This is a genomic window from Microbacterium sp. 69-7 (assembly GCF_001897985.1).
In the GTDB taxonomy this organism is placed as follows: Bacteria; Actinomycetota; Actinomycetes; order Actinomycetales; family Microbacteriaceae; genus Microbacterium; species Microbacterium laevaniformans.
On record NZ_MKRU01000021.1, the window covers coordinates 1 to 18,659 of the forward strand.

Sequence of the window (18,659 nt, forward strand, 5' to 3'; positions counted from 1 at the left end):
GGCGACGACACGCGTCGTCAGCGGCAGACGCGCGAGCTCTTCGAGGGCCGCCGTCATCGTCGCCTGCCGGTCGCCCAGGTTCGCGCCGATCGCGATCACCGCGACCGTCTCGGCGGAGTCGCGGGCGGGCATGTCGTCGGAGAAGCCCTGCGCGAGGCGGCGGTTCATGTGGGCACTCCTTCACGAGCGCGACGGATCGTCACGCTCACGTCGTCGAACGGCACCGTGATGGGCGCCTGCGGTTTGTGGATCGTGACCTCGACGGCATCCACCCGGGCGTACGCGAGGGCCCGATCGGCGATGCGCTGCGCGACGGTCTCGAGGAGGTCGGCCGGGTCTCCGGAGAGCACCGCGGCGACCTGGTCGGCGAACTCGCCGTAGTGCACGGTGTCGGCCACGTCGTCGCTGCGGGCGGCGTCGGCGAGCGAGAGCTCCAGCACGACGTCAGCGATGAAGACCTGGCCCTCGCGACGCTCGTGCTCATAGACCCCGTGGTAGCCGGTGGCCCGGATGCCGGTGAGGGTGATCCGGTCGCTCATGCGCCTCCTCCGTCGTTCTCACCGCTCCACCGCGCCCACACCGCGAGCGCGTCGCGGGTGGCTGCGGCGTCGTGCACGCGCACGGCCCACGCTCCGGCCTGCGTCGCGAGCACGCTCGTGACGGCGGTCGCGAGGTCGCGTCGCCGGGTCGAGACCTCCGCGCCGTCGGCAGGCGCGAGCGCCTCCGCGAGGAAGCGCTTGCGGCTGGTGCCGACGAGTACCCGCGGCCCGATCGCGACGATGCGCTCGAGGGCGCGCAGCGCCTCCCAGTTCTGCGGGCCGCGCTTGCCGAAGCCGATTCCCGGATCGAGGATGACCCGCTCGGGCGAGATCCCCGCGGCCGCGGCGGCCTCCGCGCGTCCCTCGAGCTCGGCGACGAGGTCGCGGACGAGGTCCGCGTAGGCCGCATGGGCGTACATGTCGGCGGAGTGGCCGCGCCAGTGCTGCAGGACGACGTCGACGTCGGATGCCGCGACCACCCCGAGCATGTCGGTATCTGCCAACCCGCCCGAGACGTCGTTGACGATGCGCGCGCCGGCATCGATCGCCGCCTGCGCGGTGCTCGCGTTCATCGTGTCGATGCTGACGAGAGCGCCCTCCGCCGCGAGCGCCGCCACCACGGGCAGCACGCGCGCCTGCTCCTCGGCCGGGGTCACCCGCTCGGCGCCCGGCCGCGTCGACTCTCCGCCGACATCGAGGATGTCGGCGCCGTCGATGCGCAGCGACAGGCCGTGCGCGATCGCGGCGTCGGCCGCGAGGAAGCGCCCGCCGTCGCTGAACGAGTCGGGGGTGACGTTGACGATGCCCATGATCGCGGTCATGCGGGCGTCCCCGTCACGAGCATCATGATCTCGGCGCGTGCAGACGGCTCGGCCAGCTCGCCGCGCGCGGCGATGGTGATCGTCGCGGCATCCGGCTGACGTCCCCCACGCATCGTGACGCACTCGTGGCGTGCGGCGAGCACGACGAGCACCCCGCGCGCATCGAGGGCCGCGGCGATGGTGTCGGCGATCTGCTCTCCCAGCCGTTCCTGCACCTGCGGGCGGGCCGCGAGCACGTCGACGACCTTGGGGAGCGCCCCGAGGCCCACCACCTGCTCACCCGGCAGGTACGCGATGTGCGCACGCCCCGCGAAGGGCAGCAGGTGATGCTCGCAGACGGAGCGGAAGCGGATGTCGCGCAGCAGCACCGCACCGGAGGGCAGCGTGTCGGGCGCCGGCCCGCGCGAGACGCTGATGGTGTGGGCGAGCGGCTCGGCGGCATCCTGCCCCACCCCGGAGAAGAAGTCCGCGTAGGCGTCGGCGACCCGCTGCGGGGTCGCCTTCAGCCCCGGGCGGTCGGGGTCCTCCCCGATCGCGACGAGGATGTCGCGCACGGCGGCGGCGACGCGGTCTCGATCGACGGCCACGTCACGAGCCTAGGCGGTTGCGGGGCGCGCCTGCCCGCTCGGACGCCGCTGCGCCGCCGTCTGCGCCGCGGGCTGCTCCTCCGCGACGGATGCCGCAGCCAGCCCGGCCTCGTCCTGACGACGGGGCACGTCCACCGGCGGCAGCATCGAGACGGGGCGGTCGTCGCTGGAGAGCCACTGCGGGCGCGGCGGCAGCTTCTTGACGTCGCGGAAGATCTCGGCGAGCTCGAGGTGGTCGAGCGTCTCCTTCTCCAGGAGGGCGAGGGCGAGCTTGTCGAGGATGTCGCGGTTGGCGTTGATCACCTCGTAGGCCTCGTTGTGGGCCTGCTCGATGAGATCGCGCACCTGCTTGTCGACGCGCTCGGCGATGCGCTCCGAGAAGTCGCGGCCGTGACCCATGTCGCGGCCCATGAAGACCTCGCCGGACGACGAGCCGAGCTTGACGGGTCCGACATCGGTGGTCATGCCGTACTCGGTGACCATCTTGCGGGCAATGCCGGTGGCCTTCTCGATGTCGTTGCTCGCACCGGTGGTCGGGTCGTGGAAGACGATCTCCTCCGCGACACGGCCGCCCATGGCGTAGGTGAGCTGGTCCTGCAGCTCGTTGCGGGTGACCGAGTACTTGTCCTCCAGCGGCAGCACCATCGTGTAACCGAGGGCCTTGCCGCGCGGGAGGATGGTGACCTTCGTGACCGGGTCGGTGTTGTTCATCGCCGCCGCCGCGAGGGCGTGACCACCCTCGTGGTACGCGGTGATGAGCTTCTCCTTGTCCTTCATGATGCGCGTGCGACGCTGCGGACCGGCGATGACGCGGTCGATGGCCTCGTCGAGTGCGCGCATGTCGATGAGCTGCGCGTTGGAGCGCGCCGTGAGCAGCGCGGCCTCGTTCAGCACGTTCGCGAGGTCGGCACCGGTGAAGCCGGGCGTCTTGCGCGCGATGACGGCGAGGTCGACCGAGGGCGAGAGCGGCTTGCCGCGGCCGTGCACCTCGAGGATGCGCTGGCGACCCTTGAGGTCGGGGGCATCCACGCCGATCTGACGGTCGAAGCGGCCCGGGCGCAGCAGCGCCGGGTCGAGGATGTCGGGACGGTTCGTGGCGGCGATGACCAGCACCGAGGCCTTCGGGTCGAAGCCGTCCATCTCGACGAGCATCTGGTTGAGTGTCTGCTCGCGCTCGTCGTGACCGCCGCCCATGCCGGCACCGCGGTGGCGGCCGACGGCGTCGATCTCGTCGATGAAGATGATCGCCGGCGCGTTCTCCTTGGCCTGGTTGAACAGATCGCGCACGCGGCTCGCGCCGACGCCCACGAACATCTCGACGAAGTCGGAGCCGGAGATGGAGTAGAACGGCACGCCGGCCTCGCCGGCGACGGCGCGCGCGAGCAGGGTCTTACCGGTTCCGGGAGGGCCGTACAGCAGCACGCCCTTCGGGATGCGGGCGCCGACCGCCTGGAACTTCGCCGGGTCCTTCAGGAAGTCCTTGATCTCCTGCATCTCCTCGATGGCCTCGTCGGCACCGGCGACATCGGCGAAGGTGACCGTCGGGGTCTCCTTCGTCACGAGTTTCGCGCGCGACTTGCCGAACTGCATGACCTTGCTGTTGCCGCCCTGGGCCGCGGAGAAGAAGAACCAGAAGAGCAGACCCAGCAACAGGATGGGGATGAGCAGCGACAGCAGGCTCTCGAAGAAGGTGGTGCGCGGGACGACGTCGTTGTAGCCGTCCTTCGGGGTCGCGGCATCCACGGCCGAGACGACCTCGTTGGCGCGCGCGCCGACGTAGTAGAACTGCACCTGTGTGGCGCCCTGGAACGGCGCGGACAGGGTCATGTCGACGCGCTGGTCGCCGTCGGTGTTGGTCACCTGGGTGACGGTGCCGCCCTTCAGGAGCGTCAGACCCTCCTGCGTCGTGATCTGCTTCGCGCCCGTGAGCGTCGAGATCAGCGACATGCCGATCAGCAACAGGGCGCCGATGAGCAACACGTAGACGAACGGGTTGCGGCTGAGCTTCTTGAAGTCCATGATCCGCTCAGGCTACCGCGCGGCAACTATGGGGCGTCTGTGCATTCGCCACAGGCGAACCGGGAGCGGCCGCGCACCCCCCGGTCGTTGAGCGAGCGCAGCGAGTCGAACGCCCTGCGCTGCGTTCAGCTGTAGACGTGCGGCGCGAGCACCGCGACGTCGCGGAGGTTGCGGAAGCGCTCGTCGTAGTCGAGGCCGTAGCCGACGACGAAGTCGGTGGGGATGTCGAAGCCGACGTAGCGGCAGTCGATCTCGACCTTGGCCGCCTCGGGCTTGCGCAGCAGCGCGAGGATCTCGATCGAGGCGGCGCCGCGCGACGCGAAGTTCTCCAGCAGCCAGCTGAGGGTCAGGCCCGAGTCGATGATGTCCTCGACGATCAGCACGTGCTTGCCGGTGAGGTCGGTGTCGAGGTCCTTGCGGATCTGCACGACACCGCTGGACTTCGTGCCGGCGCCGTAGGACGACACGGCCATCCAGTCGATGACGACGTCGCGGCGAAGCTTCCGCGAGAAGTCGGCCATCACCATGACGGCGCCCTTCAGCACGCCGATCAGCAGCAGATCCTTGCCGGCGTAGTCGGCCTCGACGCGCGCGGCGAGCTCACCGAGCTTGTCGTGGATCTGCTCCTCGGTGACGAGGACGGTGGACAGCTGGTCAGCGATGTCGGCTGCGCGCATTCCTCGATTTTAGGCACGCGTCGCTCACCGGTTGGACGCTAGTGATCGCCGCGGACGGTTTGGGGACTCACGATGGCGAGATCGAGGGCTTCGGCCTTGCCGGGAGCCGTGGAATACCACGCGATCTCCACATACCACCCGTCCTTGCGGTAGCCGTCGATCGTTCGCTCGCCGTCGGCGCGGACGTTCTTCTCCGACCAGCCTCCGGCGGTGAGGTGGGCGGCCATGGCCGCCGCCACATCCTTCGCCGCGTTCGCGACGGGAGCGGGGGTGACCGAGCGGTCGACGTTCCACCACGCCGGCGCGTCCGCGTCCTCATGCGACGAGATGTCGGCGCCGAGCGTCATGCGGGAATTCAACGCGCCCGTCGTGCCGGCGAGGGTCGCAGGGATGGTGGCGATCAGCTCGTCACTGAGCTTCTCCGCCTGAGCACGGTAGTCGTCGAGTCGGCTGTGCTGCGGGGGGGACATGCAACCTCCCAAGGAGATGGATGCCGCGACGACCGCGGCCAGGACGAGGAGACGGCGCCTGTTCATTTGACCTCGATATAGTGCGGGCTGTAGTCCGGGCTATCGACTCCATCGATGAACACCGGGCCCGCCCCACTGTAGGTGTTGACGAGGTCGTCGGGGGCGAAGAGCTCGGCTTGGGACCCCGTGATCACGGCCACCATGTTGTCGAATGACGTCGAACCGCGGGTGAAGACCTTGCTGTGACTGTCGATCACGCCCGTACTCTCCATGTCGCCTTTGCCGTGATCGCTCGCATCCACGAACCCCGTCTCCAGCCGCGTCACGGAGGGCGCGTTCAGCGGCGACTGGCCGTGGATGGCATTCCAATCGCCGTTGTTGCCCTGGATCAGGCCGACGACGGCATCGTGTCGAGCCATCATCGAGTAGTGCGGCACGTGGGCCGTGTTCGGAAAGTCCTCGACGCCGGCGACCCCGCGCCCCATCCCCGCGGCGGAGACGTAGAGGATGCGGTCGGCGTGCATGCCCGCCTTCTCGGCGAGGCCGACGGTCGCCCCTCCGTAGCTATGCCCGAGCACCGTCATCGTCGCACCGGAGGGCACGTTCACGGAGTCGACGAACGACGCGAGGCGAGGCGCGAGCTTCTCGGAGTACGACGCCTGCGTCGCTTCGGGAATCGTCTGCGGGAACGCGCCGCCCGCCCACTGGAACACCGCCGAGTCGTAGCCGGACGCCAAGTAGAGGTCCTGCGCGCGACTTTCAGAGAAGTCCGCCATGTTGGCTCCGGTGCCCGGCACCGATACGGCGGTGTGCTTCACCCAGGCCGGGATGTCACCGGTCTGCGGATCGATCGGCCCGTAGTACGACCCGATGGCGGACGACGTAGGGTCGAACACCACGACGTTGACACCGACCTGCGACACCGGCTGGCGGTTCTCGTCCTTCCACTCCCACTTCTTCTCGAGCAGGTCCTGGTATGAGGAGACGTAGGTCTCGTGCTCCGCGATCCTCGCACGCAGCACCGAGATCAGCGCACTGGATCCGCGAGTGGGGTGCGCCGACAGCTCGTCGATCTGCTTCTGCAGATCGTCGACCTCGGATCGACGACGCGCGATCTCGTTCTGGATACTGATCCGATTTGCCGTGACACGGTCGCGCAGCGGGATGCCGTCGAGGTTTCCGATCACCAGCGGGTCGGCAGACGTCAGCTTCTCCCGCTGCGCGGGCCTCAGCGCGTTCCAGACCTCGCGGATCGTCTTCGGATCGCCGAGGCTCGCGATGGATGCCGCGGTGAGCGCACTCAGGTCGCCCGCCCATACCGACGTCGCCGCCGCCAGGCCCCCCCGCCGACACCGCGCCGCCGCGCCCGACGGCTGCCACCAAGGAGATGCCCCGGAGGCTGCGCGCGGTGCTGTCGTCCAGCGATTTCCGGTCGGCGTGCAGCCCGTTGTACTGACGAGCCGCGCTCCGGTAATCGTCGATGGCGCTCTGCCAGCGGGTCAGGTAGCCACGATCTGAGAGGTAGATGCTCGACGAGATGACCTGGTCCCACGGGATCGCCCATCCCACGACAGCCTCCGAGGCTTGGTTCATCGCTTCGTGGCGTCGCCGCTGCAACCGGTCATACAAGTCGGATGCCGTCTGCAACCGACGCGCGGCGAGCGCCTTCAAGCCGTCGAGGCTGGATGCGTAGTCGTTGAGGATGCGTGCCGCGTCGAGGCTGGCGGTCGACGCCTCGCTGAAGCGTTGCGTGAGCAGCGACGTGCGCGCGACGAGTGCGCCCGTGGTCTCGGACTTGGTGGAGCCGAGCTCGGCGGAAGCCGACGAGGTGTGCGACGAACGCTCGGTGAGGTCGGAGGAACGGTGTGTGAAGATCTGCGCGAGGCCACGGATGCCGTCGGGATCGCCCTGGGCCGGGTCGCCGTCGATCATGGGCAGGCTCATCGCACCCCTCCGCCTGATCTGCCCTGCGCGAGTGAGGTATCCGCATCGTCGAAGACCTGAGCGGCAGTCGACACGTCAGCCGAAGCCCGCGTCGCCACGTCGACGAGTGCGGCCAGCGCGCCCCTCACGATCGTCTCGACCTCACCGAGCGCCGCTTCGACCGTTGTCGAGCCGCACGCATCGGTGGCGTCGCACGCGCCCGCCACGGGAGTGCTGGCCGAGTTCAGTTGTGTCACAGCGGCACGCAGGTGTTCTTCGTCGACCCTCAGATCGCTCACCGTCGTCTCCGCTCTTTCGTATCCATCTTGTGCGATCCGCGTCCACGCGGCGATGGGGAGAACTGCCCTCGTGGCCTTCAGCCCGACACGCGTGCGTGTATGCCCCGGCGGGGTTCACGCGGATAGCGCTGTGAAGGTCACCCGCGCCCCGCGGCGGTGGGCGCGGCATCCGGGGAGGTCGATCGGGCCCTGGCCACGCCAGTCGGTGACGAGCCGGGCGACCTCAAGGGTCTGGGTGCGGGTGAGGCTCACGCCGAACTCGCTCGCGACGACGTGGCGGATGATGCGGTGACGCAGCGCGGGCGGGTTGGCGGCGAGCGCGGGCACCGACACCGCGATGCCGGCTTCGGCGTGCTCGACGATGTCTTCGATCGTCTCGTCGATCATCTCGGCGAAGGCGGCGGCATCCTCACGCAGCTGATCGCTCGTGCGGGCGAGCGCCTCGGCGACGCCGGGGCCGAGCTCGGCTTCGAGCACGGGCATGACGTCTTGGCGCACGCGAACACGCAGGAACCGGCGGTCGAGATTGTGCGGGTCCTCCCACGGCGGCAGGCCCGCCGCGGTGCAAGCGGCGCGGGTGGTTGCACGGCGCACGTCGAGCAGGGGACGCAGGATGCGGATGCCGTCTTCGACCCGGTCGGGCGACATGCCCCCGAGGCTCGCGGCCCCGGATCCGCGAGCGAGACCCACAAGCACGGTCTCGGCCTGGTCGTCGAGGGTGTGGGCGAGCAGGATCGCTTCGGCCCCGGCATCCTTCGCGGCGGCGAGCAGGGCGGCGCGGCGGGCATCGCGGGCGGCGGCCTCGGGCCCACCCTCCGCACCGACCTCGACGCGGATGACGCGGGCGGGCAGGCCCCGCTCCTCCGCGACGGCGGCCGCGCGGGCGGCGACGCGGTCGGATCCCGCCTGCAGACCGTGGTCGATGATCGCCGCGGATGCCGTGACCCCGGCTTTCGGCGCCTCGAACGCGACCGCGTCGGCGAGCGCGAGCGAGTCGGCGCCGCCGGACAGCCCCACCAGCACGGGACCGGAGACCGTCGCGAGGACGGCGCGCACCGCCCGACGGATCTCGGCGACGGCGGGGTCGAGGCTGGGGCGGTGGTCCACGGCATCCACGCTAGCGACTGCGAGCCTGCCGACTAGGCTGGATGCCGGCATCCACCAGACCCTCCGAAGGAGAACCAGCATGGGCGCATACGACGCCGTCATCGAGATTCCGCGCGGCAGCCGCGTGAAGTACGAGGTCGACCACGGCACCGGCCGGGTGTTCCTGGACCGCGTGCTGTTCACGCCGATGGGCTACCCCGCGAACTACGGCTTCTTCGAGGACACCCTCGGCGAGGACGGCGACCCGCTCGACGTGCTGCTGCTGCTCGATCGCGACCTGTACCCGGGTGTCATGGCCAAGGTGCGCCCGGTCGCCGTGCTGAAGATGCTCGACGAGGCCGGCGGCGACGACAAGGTCGTGGCGGTGCTCGCGAAGGACCCGCGCTGGGCGCACATCCAGGACGTCGACGACCTCGACGAGTGGACCAAGGGCGAGATCGGCCACTTCTTCGAGCACTACAAGGACCTCGAGCCCGGCAAGTGGGTCAAGGTCGACCAGTGGGCCGGCGCCGAAGAGGCCGAGCGCCTGGTCGCCGAGGCGTTCCAGCGCTTCCAGGACGAGGGTGCGCAGACCGCCACCCAGGGTGAGGGCCACGCCCCCAAGACCATCTGAGACCCGGTCTCACACGCGAAGAGCGGATGCCGGTCGGCATCCGCTCTTCTGCGTTGCAGCACTCGTCAGTAGACGTTGATGCCGTGGTCGTAGAGCACGGGTGCCGGGTCGATGCGCACGCCCTGCCAGTAGACCTCGAAGTGCAGGTGGCAGCCGGTCGAGACCCCGGTGTTGCCGACGTACGCGATGACGTCGCCCGCGTTGACCCACTGGCCGTAGCTGACGTTGTAGCCGCCGTCGACGATGTGGGCGTAGCCGGTGATGACGCCGCCGCCGTGGTCGACCTTGACGTAGTTGCCCCAGCCGTCGCCCCAGCCGGCGTAGACGACCCGGCCCGACGCGGCGGCGTAGATCGGCGACCAGCAGGCGGTGGCGAAATCGATGCCGCGGTGCCCGGTGACGCAGCCTCCGGGGCCGCAGATGGTGCCGCGGTTGCCGAACCACGAGCTGATGTAGCCGGATGCCGGGCGCACCCACCCATCCGTGCCGGCGGAACCGCCGCCACCGCCGCCGCCTCCGCCACCACCACCGCCTCCTCCGCCGCCGTTCCCGGCGTTGGCGGCCGCTTCGGCTTCGGCCTGCTTGCGGCGTTCTTCGGCGAGGGCGGCCTGGCGCGCCTCCTCGGCCTTGCGGGCGGCTTCGACGCCGGCCTGGTAGTCGGCGACCGTCTTCGCGGTCTGGTCCTGGAGGGCCGCGAGCTGGGCCTGGAGGGTGCCGAGGTTCTTGTCCTGCTCGGCGAGCGCAGCCTGGGCGGCGGTCGCGGCATCCTGCGCGGCCTGCATCTTCTGCTGCGCCTCCTGCTGGAGGCGGTCGCGCTCGTCGCGGGCGACCCTGGCCTTGTCGCTGAGGCTCTGCGCATTGTTGCGAGCGCTGACCGCGTCGGCGTAGACGCCGCGGTTGGCCGCGACGAGGCGGTCCATCGTGCCGAGCTTGGCGAGCAGGTCGTCGGCGCTGGCCGCGGAGCCGGAGAAGAAGAGCTCCATCGACGGATCGCCGCCGCCGGCGCGGTACTGCTGGGCGGCGAGGCGTCCGAGCTTCTTGGCCGTCTCGGTCGCGCGGGCGGACTCCGCATCGGCTTGACTCTGCAGCGCGGTTGCCTCGTCGGCGGCCTGCTCGAACGCTTCCTGAGCGGCGAGGTACTCGCTCGCGAGCCGCTGCGCTTCGGCCTGCTTCGCCTCGACGTCGGCCTGGAGCGCGGCGATCAGACCCTGGATGCGGGTGACTTCGGCGGCCTTGGCGGCTTCGTTGTTCTTGGCGTTCTGCACGTCGTCCCACGAGGGGTAGTCGGCCGCGAACGCGGAGGGGCTGAACCGCAGTCCGAAGGCACTGACGGCACCGAGGCTGAGGACGCCGAGGCCCGCGAGGCCGAGGGCGGAGCGCCGGCTCATCGGGCCGCGCAGGCCCGCCATTTCTGTGGCGGTCGGCGCGCAGCCGCAGTCTTCCGTCGAAGCGGACTTGTCGGTCTTCACCTCGAACCTCCGTCTTTCACGCGCGTCGACCCCCGCCATCCCGCGATGGCAACACACGTCACACTAACAACATTCGTCACATTCGCCCAGGGGTTTCTCGTGATGAAACCGCTGGGAGACCGGGGTCATTCGGAGGCTCGCACGCGCCGCACCCGCGGCCATCCTCCCCCGCGGAGAGCGCGCGGCACGGCATCCCACGCCCTCGATTTCCGATTTGCTGGATGATCTCTTATGCTTGAGCGTCGGTAAGAATGAGCCTCCGGGTTCGCTCGGCCCCATCGTTTAGCGGCCTAGGACGCCGCCCTTTCACGGCGGTAGCACGGGTTCGAATCCCGTTGGGGTCACTCTCCGACACACAACTGAATACGTATGGCCCTGTAGCGCAGTTGGTTAGCGTGCCGCCCTGTCACGGCGGAGGTCGCGGGTTCAAGTCCCGTCAGGGTCGCTCCGAGCGACGGGCCCTTTTCTTTCGAGATCGAGGGCCCTTCGTGTAGGACGCGGCAGATTCTTCAAGCGGATGCCGCGCGGCTCTGTAGCTCAGTTGGTAGAGCGCACGACTGAAAATCGTGAGGTCACGGGATCGACGCCCGTCGGAGCCACTGGGACCCTCGTGAGGCTTCTACTCACGGGGGTTTCTTTTTTCCCAGATCAACGACCGTTCCCGTTCTTTCCAGGCAATCGGATTCGGGCGGAGAGCTGCTTCAGCCGTCAACGAAGCGGCGCCGTCTGTCGAGTCATGGGCCGGTCGTGGGCCGGTGGAGGGTGCGATTAGGCGCTGAGTACATTCGTCGATGTATAGTCATCGCATGCTGACCATTGCCGATCGACTCGACGTGATGAACCGACTGGGCCGCGCCATGGCGGACCCGACGCGCTCTCGCATCCTCCTCAGCCTCTTGTCTGGCCCGAGCTACCCGGCCGTGCTGTCGCGGGAGTTGGGGTTGTCGCGCTCGAACGTGTCCAACCATCTGACGTGTCTGCGGGGGTGCGGGATCGTGGTGGCCGAGCCCGAGGGGCGGCAGACCCGCTACGAGGTCGCAGATCCGCACCTTGCCCGCGCGCTCACGGCGCTGGTTGACGTGACGCTCGCGGTCGACGAGAGCGTGCCGTGCATGGACCCAAACTGCGGCGTTGAGGGCTGCGTCGTCGGGGAGGTTCGGGCATGAGCGCGGTTACGGGTTCGCAGGTCGAGCACGTCGAACTTGATGATGATGACGATGACAGGCCGTGGTACCGGAGTCCGAGCGTCCTAGTCCCGGTCGCGTCTGGTGTCGCGTTCGTCGCCGGTGTGGTGTGCGAGTGGACTGGTGCGGAGACCGCGGGTCTGGTGCTGTTCTGGATCGGTCTGCTGCTAGGCGCGTACACATTCGTGCCGGGCGCGCTGCGCAAGCTGTTCACCAAAGGCAAGCTCGGCATCGGGCTGCTCATGACGATCAGCGCGACCGGCGCGGTGATCCTCGGCTATGTCGAAGAGGCGGCCGCGCTAGCGTTCCTGTACTCCATTGCGGAAGCGTTGGAAGACAAGGCAATGGACCGCGCCCGCGCAGGGTTGCGGGCGCTGCTGAAGCTCGTACCCGACACCGCGCTTGTCAAGCGCGGTGATGCCACGGCCGAGGTTGAGGCGAAGGAGCTGCGTGTCGGTGACGTGCTCGTGGTTCGGCCGGGAGAACGGATCGCCACGGACGGCATCGTGCGCGTCGGGCGGAGCAGCCTCGACACGTCCGCGATCACAGGTGAGTCCATCCCGGTCGAGGTCGAGCCCGGCACCGACGTGTCGGCCGGGTCGATCAACACCACCGGCGTTCTCGAAGTCGAGGCCACCGCCGCCGGCACCGACAACTCGCTCACCACGATTGTCGAGTTGGTAGAGCAGGCCCAGGCTGAGAAGGGCGACCGCGCCCGTCTGGCCGACCGGATCGCCCGCCCCCTCGTGCCCGGTGTGATGATCCTCGCCGTGCTGGTCGGGGTGCTCGGGTCGCTGCTGAGCGGCGACCCTGAGCTGTGGATCACCCGCGCTTTGGTCGTGCTGGTGGCAGCCTCGCCCTGCGCTCTGGCGATCGCTGTCCCGGTGACTGTCGTCTCCGCGATCGGCGCGGCCTCCAAGTTCGGTGTGGTCGTAAAGTCCGGAGCCGCGTTCGAGCGATTCGGCGGCATCCGCCACTTCGCCGTCGACAAGACCGGCACCCTGACCCGCAACGAGCCCACCGTCACGCGCGTCGTCACCGCCTTGGGGGCGACCGAGGATGAGGTGTTGGCGTGGGCGGCGAGCCTCGAAGGCCATAGCACGCATCCCCTGGCCGCTGCGATCACCAACGCCGTCTCCGACGCGCCAACCGCGCAGGACGTCACCGAAACCGCCGGACACGGCATCGCCGGCACGCTGGACGGTGCCCGTCTCGCGGTCGGCAGCCCACGCTGGCTGGACGCTGGCGTGCTGGCCGAGGAAGTGGCAGCGATGGAATCCGAGGGGATGACCGTCGTCATCGTCCACCGCGACGACAAGCCCGTCGGCGCGATCGGGGTGCGGGACGAACTGCGCCCCGAAGTGCCTGAAGTCATCGCCACACTGAATCGTCGTGGAGTCGGAGTGACGATGCTCACCGGCGATAACACCCGAACCGCGGCAGCGCTGGCCGCACAGGCCGGGATCACCGACGTGCGCGCCGAACTGCGCCCCGAGGACAAGGCTGCCGCTGTCACGGAACTGTCGAAGTCGCAGCCCACCGCCATGATCGGAGACGGCATCAACGACGCCCCCGCTCTCGCAGCCGCCGACCTAGGAATCGCGATGGGAGCCAAGGGCGCCGATGCCGCGATCGAATCCGCCGACGTCGCATTCACCGGACACGACCTGCGCCTCATCCCGCAGGCACTCGCTCACGCCCGCCGCGGCCGCAGCATCATCAACCAGAACGTCGTGCTCTCCATCGCGATCATCGCTGTCCTGCTGCCGCTGGCGATCACCGGCATCCTCGGCCTCGCCGCCGTCGTGCTCGTCCACGAAGTCGCCGAAGTCATCGTCATCCTCAACGGCCTCCGCGCAGCACGGCGCACAAAAGCATGACCGGGCACGTCGACGGCCCCTCCTCGGAAACGACGGATGCCCCGTTGAGTTCCGCCGGCCCTCTCAGCCCGCATGTGCGACCCCGGCTGCTCCTGCTCGCGTGCGCCGTCGCCGCAGGTGCCGTGCTGATCGACCAAGGCACCAAAGCACTCGCCCTCGCAGAGCTCAGCGAGCAAGACCGCATCCCGCTCCTCGGAGACTGGCTCGGCCTACAACTCGCCTTCAACCCCGGCACCGTCATGTCCTTGGGATCCGGCTCCACCTGGCTACTCACCCTCATCGCGGCTGCGGCAACCGTGGCCCTGCTCATCGCTGCCACACGCGCCCGCACCGCAGGATGGGCGGTCGTGATCGGGCTGCTGTGGGGAGGCGCAGTCGGCAACCTCCTAGACCGGCTCTTCGCCCCGCCAGGGTTCGGCCGCGGCCACGTCACCGACTTCCTCGCCTACGGAAACCTGTTCATCGGCAACCTCGCCGACGTCATCCTCGGAATCGGCGTCGCCCTCGGGCTACTCCTCTACCTTCGTCAGGCGAGGTCACGACAATGATCTGGTCGTCCATCTTCCAGGCAATCGGCCTCTTCCTCGTCACGAACATCGACGACATCATCGTGCTCTCGCTGTTCTTCGCGCATGGCGCGGGCGAAAAGGGGACGACGCTTCGGATCATCGTCGGTCAGTATCTAGGTTTCGCAGGTATTCTCGGCGCCGCTGTACTCGTCTCTCTAGGCGCCGGAGCATTTCTCCCTCCGGAGGCGATCCCCTACTTCGGGCTCATCCCGTTGGGGCTTGGCTTGTGGGCGGCCTGGCAAGCCTGGCACCGCCGGCGCGAAGGCGACGACGACGACGAAAGCAAGATCGAAGGCAAGAAAGTCGCTGTCTGGGCGGTGGCCGGTGTGACTTTCGCAAACGGTGGGGACAACATCGGCGTTTACGTCCCTGTCTTCCTCAGCGTAGGACCGGCCGCCGTGGTCGCCTACTGCCTCGTCTTCCTCGCGCTCGTCGTGGTCCTCGTGATAGTGGCCAAGTTCATCGCCACGCGACGCCCCATCGCCGAAGTGCTGGAACGCTGGGAACACATACTGTTCCCAGTAGTCCTCATCGCGCTGGGCATCTTCATCTTGATCAGTGGAGGTGCGTTTGGGCTCTAGATACGGCGCCTAGTTGCATGCAATTTGGCTCCCCGAAATGCCGCTTCGATTTTGGTCGACACGGCATCCCGCAGTGGGCGAACCGCCTCGGCATCCCACGACTCCGGGTTCGGAAACGACCACTCCAAGACCTCGCCGCGCGGGGTCGCCGGCAGTGTCAGGCCGGGCTTCATCAGCACCACGACGTCGGCGGCCTCCAAGTCGCTGGGGGTGACTTCGCGCGGCACGCGATCGGTGATGTCCATGCCCAGCTCCGCGACCGTCGCGGCGACGGCGGGGTTCACCTCGTCGGCGGGCGAGAGGCCGGCGGAGTCCGCGGCGAACCGGTCGCCCGCGAGGTGTTCGAGCAGGGCTGCGCCGAGCTGGGAGCGACCAGCGTTGTGCTGGCAGATGAACAGTACGGTGGGAGTAGGGGTGCTCATGGGGGTCTTTCTGTCGGGTTAGCTGGCGGCGAGTCGGGGGGCGAGTTCGGTGATACGTCGTTCCAGCTCGTCGTAGGCGGCGTCGAAGGCTTCCTCGGAGCCGACTCGCACCGGGTCGGGAATCGACCAGTGCAGGTTCCCTGTCACCCCGAGTTCTTCGTGCGCGTTGTCGCAGACCGTGATGACGAAGTCTTCATCGGTGAGCACGTCATTCAGCGTCCGGGGCGCCTCGGCCGCAAGGGGGAGCGCGTGGCGTTCGGCGGCGGCGACCGCGCCAGGAGCAACACGCTCGGCGGGGTGAGTCCCGCCCGAAGCCGCCGGGATGCTGCTGCGCGTCGCCCACAATGCGGCGGCCAGCTTCGATCTCGCCGAGTTGGCCGTGCACACGAACACGCCCCGGGCTGCCCGCTCTGTGCGTCCCGGTGTGAGGCCCGCCAGTGCGCTGTCCGTCAGGTGCACGTAGCTGCGGCGCTTGTCGGCCTCCGACCGGGAGCGGGCGACCATGCCCACCGATTCGAGGACGTTCAGGTGATGCGTCACCAGGTTCGACGGCAACCCCAACGCCACACGGATCTCCGACGGGGACAGATCGCCCAGCGTGATCAGATCGACGATCCGCAAGCGCGACGGGTCACCGAGCGCTGCGTGCCGTGCCGCACGCGCCTCCACCGGGTCTATTCGCTCAACGTTCATTGTTTCAATCTTGACTGAACTACCTACCGCGGGTCAAGATGAAGCCGACATGAAACCTCCGATCGCATCCCCGCCTCTCAGCCGACCCCACCTTGCCCGCCGGGCCGCCGCCGAGTTCGTCGGCACGGGACTCCTCGTCACCGTCGTGGTCGGGTCCGGGATCGCGGCACAGCGACTCTCGCCAGGCAACGTCGGATTGCAGCTCCTCGAGAACAGCCTGACCACCGCCCTCGGGCTGGCTGTGCTGATCCTCATGCTTGGCCCCGTGTCCGGGGCGCACTTCAACCCCGTCGTGTCGATCGCGGACTGGCTGCTCAGCCGCCGCGCCGGCACCGGGCTCCCGCTGCGCGACCTCAGTCCCTACCTGGTCGCGCAAACCCTCGGCGGCATCGCCGGGACACTCCTGACCGGCGTCATGTTTGACATCGCACCCGCGTTCTCCGAGAACCAGCGCGCGACCAGCGGGCACCTGGTCGGCGAAGTCGTGGCCACCGCGGGGCTCGTGCTGCTGATCTTCGCGCTTGCCCGCACCGGAAACGGACGGGTCACCGCAGCCGCAGTCGGCGCATACATCGGGGCCGCGTACTGGTTCACCAGCTCCACATCGTTCGCCAACCCCGCCGTCACCATCGCCCGCATGTTCACCGACACCTTTGCCGGCATCGCCCCCACCGCCGTCCTACCGTTCATCCTCGCCCAGCTCATCGGCGCCGCCCTCGGCCTCGCACTGCTGCTGATCTTCTACCCGACCGCTGCCCGCACCGCGGGAGACGTCGTGGTCCCCGTGCAACCCGAACACCAGCCCTGAAAGGCACCCCTATGCACCTCGTAGCCATCGGCGGAAGCGACGCCGGAATCTCCACCGCCCTCCGCGCCCGCGAACTCGACCCGTCCGTCGACGTCACCGTCGTCGTGGCCGACTCCTACCCGAACTTCTCTATCTGCGGCATCCCGTACTACTTCTCCCGTGAAGTGCAGCCCTGGCAATCACTCGCCCACCGCACGCACGCCGACCTCGAAGCCACAGGCATGAACCTGCGCCTGGACACCCTCGCCACGCGCATCGACGTCGGCGGTCGCACGCTTACCGTCCGCGACGCTGCCGGCACCGAATCGACCATCCCGTACGACGCGCTCATGGTCGGCACCGGAGCCTCCCCGTCCACCGCAGGCATCACCGGACTCGATGGACTCGGCCCTGACGACGGTGTGCACCTCCTGCACTCGATGGGCGACACCTTCGCTCTGGAGCGATACCTCGACGAGCACCAGCCCGAAACCGCGATCATCGTCGGCGCCGGCTACGTCGGCCTCGAAATGGCCGAAGCCCTCACCGTCCGCGGCCTCCACGTCACACAACTCCAACGCGGACCCGAAGTCCTCTCCACCCTCGACCCCGAACTCGGCTCCCTCGTCCACGACGAACTCACCCGCCACGGCGTCAACGTCCTCACCGGCACCCGCATCGAAACCGTCACCCGCGAGAGCGGCCGGCTCACCGTCACCGGCACCCGCGACGGCGACACCTTCTCCCAAAGCGCCGACCTCGTGCTCGTCGTCGTCGGCGTCCGCCCCAACACCAACCTCCTCACCGACGCCGGCGCGACCACCGGAGCCGGAGGCGCAGTCATCGTCGACGAGCAGATGCGCACCGGCCTACCGAACGTATGGGCAGCCGGCGACGGCGTAGTCACCCACCACCGCCTCCTCGGCATCACCTACCTGCCCCTCGGCACCACCTCCCACAAACAGGGCCGCGTCGCCGGCGAAAACGCGATCGGCGGCAACGCCCACTTCGCCGGAAGCCTCGGCACCCAGGTCGTGAAGGTGTTCGACGTGGTGGCCGCCCGCACCGGCCTCCGCGACCACGAAGCCATCGCCGCCGACTACAGCCCGCACAGCCACACCGCGATCGCAGACGACCACAAGCGCTACTACCCCGGAGCCACACCCATCAGCATCCGCATCACCGGCGACACCCGCAACGGACGACTCCTCGGCGCACAGCTCGTCGGCACCCGAGGCGCAGAAATCTCCAAGCGCGTCGACACCTACGCCACCGCCCTGCACCACCGCATGACCGTGCCCGAGATGAGCGACCTCGACCTCTCCTACACACCCCCGCTCGGCTCCCCCTGGGACGCCGTCCAGATGGCCACCCAAGCCTGGGAGCGCGAGACCCGGTCACTCGTGCAGGCTTAACAGCCCGCTGGGAAGGTCGTTTTACCGCTCAACTCGCCGAATTCAGCGATCTTGGTCGCGGCTGTTCGAGGTGTGCCCCGCGAGTCGTGAGATCAGCTCGTAAGCCGTGTCGTCGATCAGACCAACCAGGTACGCGTACTCGACGGCTTCGAAACTGTCGGGTCGAGTTTCCCAATCGTCGGCCAGGCCGCGCGTACGGTGCTTCGGTTGGAAGCTCCACGACTCGAGGATGATCACGAGCTGATCTCGCGAGACTTCACCTCTCTCAGCGCTACGAACTACGTCCATTGCCGTCCTGCCGGAGGTGTTCCCTGCATCGGTCATGACTCTCCCCTGAACACAGAAACTTCCCACCCCGGCAGATCCCTGTCCGAAGCGAGCGATTCACTGACAACGATCAGAGGTGGCGGCACGAGCCAGTCCCGCCACCGTTCGGTCTCACCCTTGTCACCAGTCGCGAACCTGTCGGGCCGCTCCCACGCCTCCCACACCAGCTCGAGCACGTGATGCTCTACGACGAGCGCAGCCTGGAGTCCCGCGGGGTGGTGGTCTTTCGGGCCCGCGGCGTCGTGACCGCGACGGGGTGAGCCATCGTGCGATGGTC

20 protein-coding genes and 3 tRNA genes are annotated in these 18,659 nt (G+C 68.6%); 10 read left to right on the forward strand and 13 right to left on the reverse strand.

All coding sequences use genetic code 11. The features are described 5' to 3' along the window. Positions 1-164 precede the first annotated feature (164 nt). The 9 genes from folB to tilS all read right to left on the reverse strand — a co-directional run bounded on the left by folB (position 165) and on the right by tilS (position 8,451). On the reverse strand, positions 165-539 hold the full coding sequence (folB, locus tag BGN98_RS02205; protein WP_288119273.1) for a dihydroneopterin aldolase: 375 nt from the start codon (positions 537-539) through the stop codon (positions 165-167). Next, positions 536-1,360, reverse strand: a complete 825-nt coding sequence (gene folP / locus BGN98_RS02210) for a dihydropteroate synthase (protein ID WP_288119274.1) — start codon at positions 1,358-1,360, stop codon at positions 536-538. Before folP ends, folB begins: the two co-directional genes overlap by 4 nt. Beyond that, entirely contained in the window at positions 1,357-1,947 is a 591-nt protein-coding gene (gene folE / locus BGN98_RS02215) for a GTP cyclohydrolase I (protein WP_288119276.1), read from the reverse strand. The genes folP and folE overlap by 4 nt, the downstream gene beginning before the upstream one ends. Before the next feature lie 9 nt (positions 1,948-1,956). Next, on the reverse strand, positions 1,957-3,966 hold the full coding sequence (gene ftsH, locus BGN98_RS02220) for an ATP-dependent zinc metalloprotease FtsH (RefSeq protein ID WP_036319004.1): 2,010 nt from the start codon (positions 3,964-3,966) through the stop codon (positions 1,957-1,959). Positions 3,967-4,091: 125 nt separating this feature from the next. Continuing rightward, positions 4,092-4,643 carry a hypoxanthine phosphoribosyltransferase gene (gene hpt, locus BGN98_RS02225; protein WP_036285982.1) on the reverse strand — a complete coding sequence of 184 codons (552 nt, stop codon included), beginning with the start codon at positions 4,641-4,643 and terminating at the stop codon, positions 4,092-4,094. Positions 4,644-4,681: 38 nt separating this feature from the next. Then, entirely contained in the window at positions 4,682-5,179 is a 498-nt protein-coding gene (locus BGN98_RS02230; RefSeq protein WP_036285980.1) for a toprim domain-containing protein, read from the reverse strand. Then, positions 5,176-6,300 carry an alpha/beta hydrolase gene (locus BGN98_RS02235; protein ID WP_288119280.1) on the reverse strand — a complete coding sequence of 375 codons (1,125 nt, stop codon included), beginning with the start codon at positions 6,298-6,300 and terminating at the stop codon, positions 5,176-5,178. Before BGN98_RS02235 ends, BGN98_RS02230 begins: the two co-directional genes overlap by 4 nt. A gap of 753 nt (positions 6,301-7,053) precedes the next feature. Next, on the reverse strand, positions 7,054-7,335 hold the full coding sequence (locus BGN98_RS02240) for a type VII secretion target (protein WP_061682800.1): 282 nt from the start codon (positions 7,333-7,335) through the stop codon (positions 7,054-7,056). Positions 7,336-7,449: 114 nt separating this feature from the next. Then, complete coding sequence (gene tilS / locus BGN98_RS02245) at positions 7,450-8,451, reverse strand: tRNA lysidine(34) synthetase TilS (protein ID WP_036285976.1); 1,002 nt, start codon at positions 8,449-8,451, stop codon at positions 7,450-7,452. Positions 8,452-8,521: 70 nt separating this feature from the next. On the opposite strand from tilS, the gene BGN98_RS02250 reads away from it, so the two are divergent. Next, positions 8,522-9,055 (forward strand): inorganic diphosphatase, encoded by a 534-nt coding sequence (locus BGN98_RS02250; RefSeq protein ID WP_036285974.1) that lies wholly within the window; start codon positions 8,522-8,524, stop codon positions 9,053-9,055. 65 nt (positions 9,056-9,120) lie between these two features. Here BGN98_RS02250 and BGN98_RS02255 read toward each other — a convergent pair whose 3' ends face one another. Then, positions 9,121-10,524: a peptidoglycan DD-metalloendopeptidase family protein gene (locus BGN98_RS02255; protein ID WP_036285972.1), complete on the reverse strand. Its 1,404-nt coding sequence runs from the start codon at positions 10,522-10,524 to the stop codon at positions 9,121-9,123. Between the two features lie 271 nt (positions 10,525-10,795). On the opposite strand from BGN98_RS02255, the gene BGN98_RS02260 reads away from it, so the two are divergent. From BGN98_RS02260 to BGN98_RS02290, 7 genes are all read left to right on the forward strand, one after another. Beyond that, positions 10,796-10,868, forward strand: a tRNA-Glu gene (locus BGN98_RS02260). A gap of 27 nt (positions 10,869-10,895) precedes the next feature. After that, positions 10,896-10,969 (forward strand) — tRNA-Asp (locus tag BGN98_RS02265). Between the two features lie 81 nt (positions 10,970-11,050). Further along, positions 11,051-11,123: transfer RNA gene (locus tag BGN98_RS02270), tRNA-Phe, on the forward strand. A gap of 207 nt (positions 11,124-11,330) precedes the next feature. Continuing rightward, entirely contained in the window at positions 11,331-11,690 is a 360-nt protein-coding gene (gene cmtR, locus BGN98_RS02275; RefSeq protein ID WP_288119284.1) for a Cd(II)/Pb(II)-sensing metalloregulatory transcriptional regulator CmtR, read from the forward strand. After that, a complete protein-coding gene (locus BGN98_RS02280; RefSeq protein ID WP_288119286.1) occupies positions 11,687-13,588 on the forward strand; it encodes a heavy metal translocating P-type ATPase in 1,902 nt (633 codons plus the stop codon). Before cmtR ends, BGN98_RS02280 begins: the two co-directional genes overlap by 4 nt. Further along, positions 13,585-14,136, forward strand: coding sequence for a signal peptidase II (locus tag BGN98_RS02285; RefSeq protein ID WP_288119288.1), 552 nt, complete (start codon positions 13,585-13,587; stop codon positions 14,134-14,136). Before BGN98_RS02280 ends, BGN98_RS02285 begins: the two co-directional genes overlap by 4 nt. Further along, positions 14,133-14,738 carry a cadmium resistance transporter gene (locus BGN98_RS02290; protein WP_288119289.1) on the forward strand — a complete coding sequence of 202 codons (606 nt, stop codon included), beginning with the start codon at positions 14,133-14,135 and terminating at the stop codon, positions 14,736-14,738. The genes BGN98_RS02285 and BGN98_RS02290 overlap by 4 nt, the downstream gene beginning before the upstream one ends. On the opposite strand, the gene BGN98_RS02295 is transcribed toward BGN98_RS02290, so the two are convergent. Then, positions 14,735-15,160 (reverse strand): arsenate-mycothiol transferase ArsC, encoded by a 426-nt coding sequence (locus tag BGN98_RS02295; RefSeq protein WP_288119290.1) that lies wholly within the window; start codon positions 15,158-15,160, stop codon positions 14,735-14,737. The two genes, BGN98_RS02290 and BGN98_RS02295, sit on opposite strands and share 4 nt — an antisense overlap. Before the next feature lie 18 nt (positions 15,161-15,178). Continuing rightward, complete coding sequence (locus tag BGN98_RS02300; RefSeq protein WP_288119292.1) at positions 15,179-15,853, reverse strand: arsenate reductase/protein-tyrosine-phosphatase family protein; 675 nt, start codon at positions 15,851-15,853, stop codon at positions 15,179-15,181. 49 nt (positions 15,854-15,902) lie between these two features. Between BGN98_RS02300 and BGN98_RS02305 the strand changes: the two genes are divergently transcribed. Together BGN98_RS02305 and BGN98_RS02310 are read left to right on the forward strand one after the other, a co-directional pair. Next, the gene (locus BGN98_RS02305) at positions 15,903-16,661 is read left to right on the forward strand and encodes an aquaporin (protein WP_288119294.1); all 759 of its coding nucleotides are present in this window, start codon (positions 15,903-15,905) and stop codon (positions 16,659-16,661) included. Positions 16,662-16,672: 11 nt separating this feature from the next. Further along, the gene (locus tag BGN98_RS02310; RefSeq protein WP_288119296.1) at positions 16,673-18,055 is read left to right on the forward strand and encodes an FAD-dependent oxidoreductase; all 1,383 of its coding nucleotides are present in this window, start codon (positions 16,673-16,675) and stop codon (positions 18,053-18,055) included. Positions 18,056-18,097: 42 nt separating this feature from the next. Here the strand turns inward: BGN98_RS02310 and BGN98_RS02315 are convergent, their stop codons facing one another. Further along, on the reverse strand, positions 18,098-18,379 hold the full coding sequence (locus tag BGN98_RS02315) for a hypothetical protein (RefSeq protein WP_288119298.1): 282 nt from the start codon (positions 18,377-18,379) through the stop codon (positions 18,098-18,100). Between the last annotated feature and the right edge of the window lie 280 nt (positions 18,380-18,659).

What these genes read in the sequence shown, in the direction of transcription:
- folB (WP_288119273.1), bottom strand. Translation starts at nt 539, where the DNA reads ATGAGCGACCGGATCACCCTCACCGGCATCCGGGCCACCGGCTACCAC.
- folP (WP_288119274.1), bottom strand. Translation starts at nt 1,360, where the DNA reads ATGACCGCGATCATGGGCATCGTCAACGTCACCCCCGACTCGTTCAGC.
- ftsH (WP_036319004.1), bottom strand. Translation starts at nt 3,966, where the DNA reads ATGGACTTCAAGAAGCTCAGCCGCAACCCGTTCGTCTACGTGTTGCTC.
- hpt (WP_036285982.1), bottom strand. Translation starts at nt 4,643, where the DNA reads ATGCGCGCAGCCGACATCGCTGACCAGCTGTCCACCGTCCTCGTCACC.
- BGN98_RS02230 (WP_036285980.1), bottom strand. Translation starts at nt 5,179, where the DNA reads ATGAACAGGCGCCGTCTCCTCGTCCTGGCCGCGGTCGTCGCGGCATCC.
- BGN98_RS02250 (WP_036285974.1), top strand. Translation starts at nt 8,522, where the DNA reads ATGGGCGCATACGACGCCGTCATCGAGATTCCGCGCGGCAGCCGCGTG.
- cmtR (WP_288119284.1), top strand. Translation starts at nt 11,331, where the DNA reads ATGCTGACCATTGCCGATCGACTCGACGTGATGAACCGACTGGGCCGC.
- BGN98_RS02280 (WP_288119286.1), top strand. Translation starts at nt 11,687, where the DNA reads ATGAGCGCGGTTACGGGTTCGCAGGTCGAGCACGTCGAACTTGATGAT.
- BGN98_RS02285 (WP_288119288.1), top strand. Translation starts at nt 13,585, where the DNA reads ATGACCGGGCACGTCGACGGCCCCTCCTCGGAAACGACGGATGCCCCG.
- BGN98_RS02290 (WP_288119289.1), top strand. Translation starts at nt 14,133, where the DNA reads ATGATCTGGTCGTCCATCTTCCAGGCAATCGGCCTCTTCCTCGTCACG.
- BGN98_RS02295 (WP_288119290.1), bottom strand. Translation starts at nt 15,160, where the DNA reads ATGAGCACCCCTACTCCCACCGTACTGTTCATCTGCCAGCACAACGCT.
- BGN98_RS02300 (WP_288119292.1), bottom strand. Translation starts at nt 15,853, where the DNA reads ATGAACGTTGAGCGAATAGACCCGGTGGAGGCGCGTGCGGCACGGCAC.
- BGN98_RS02305 (WP_288119294.1), top strand. Translation starts at nt 15,903, where the DNA reads ATGAAACCTCCGATCGCATCCCCGCCTCTCAGCCGACCCCACCTTGCC.
- BGN98_RS02310 (WP_288119296.1), top strand. Translation starts at nt 16,673, where the DNA reads ATGCACCTCGTAGCCATCGGCGGAAGCGACGCCGGAATCTCCACCGCC.
- BGN98_RS02315 (WP_288119298.1), bottom strand. Translation starts at nt 18,379, where the DNA reads ATGACCGATGCAGGGAACACCTCCGGCAGGACGGCAATGGACGTAGTT.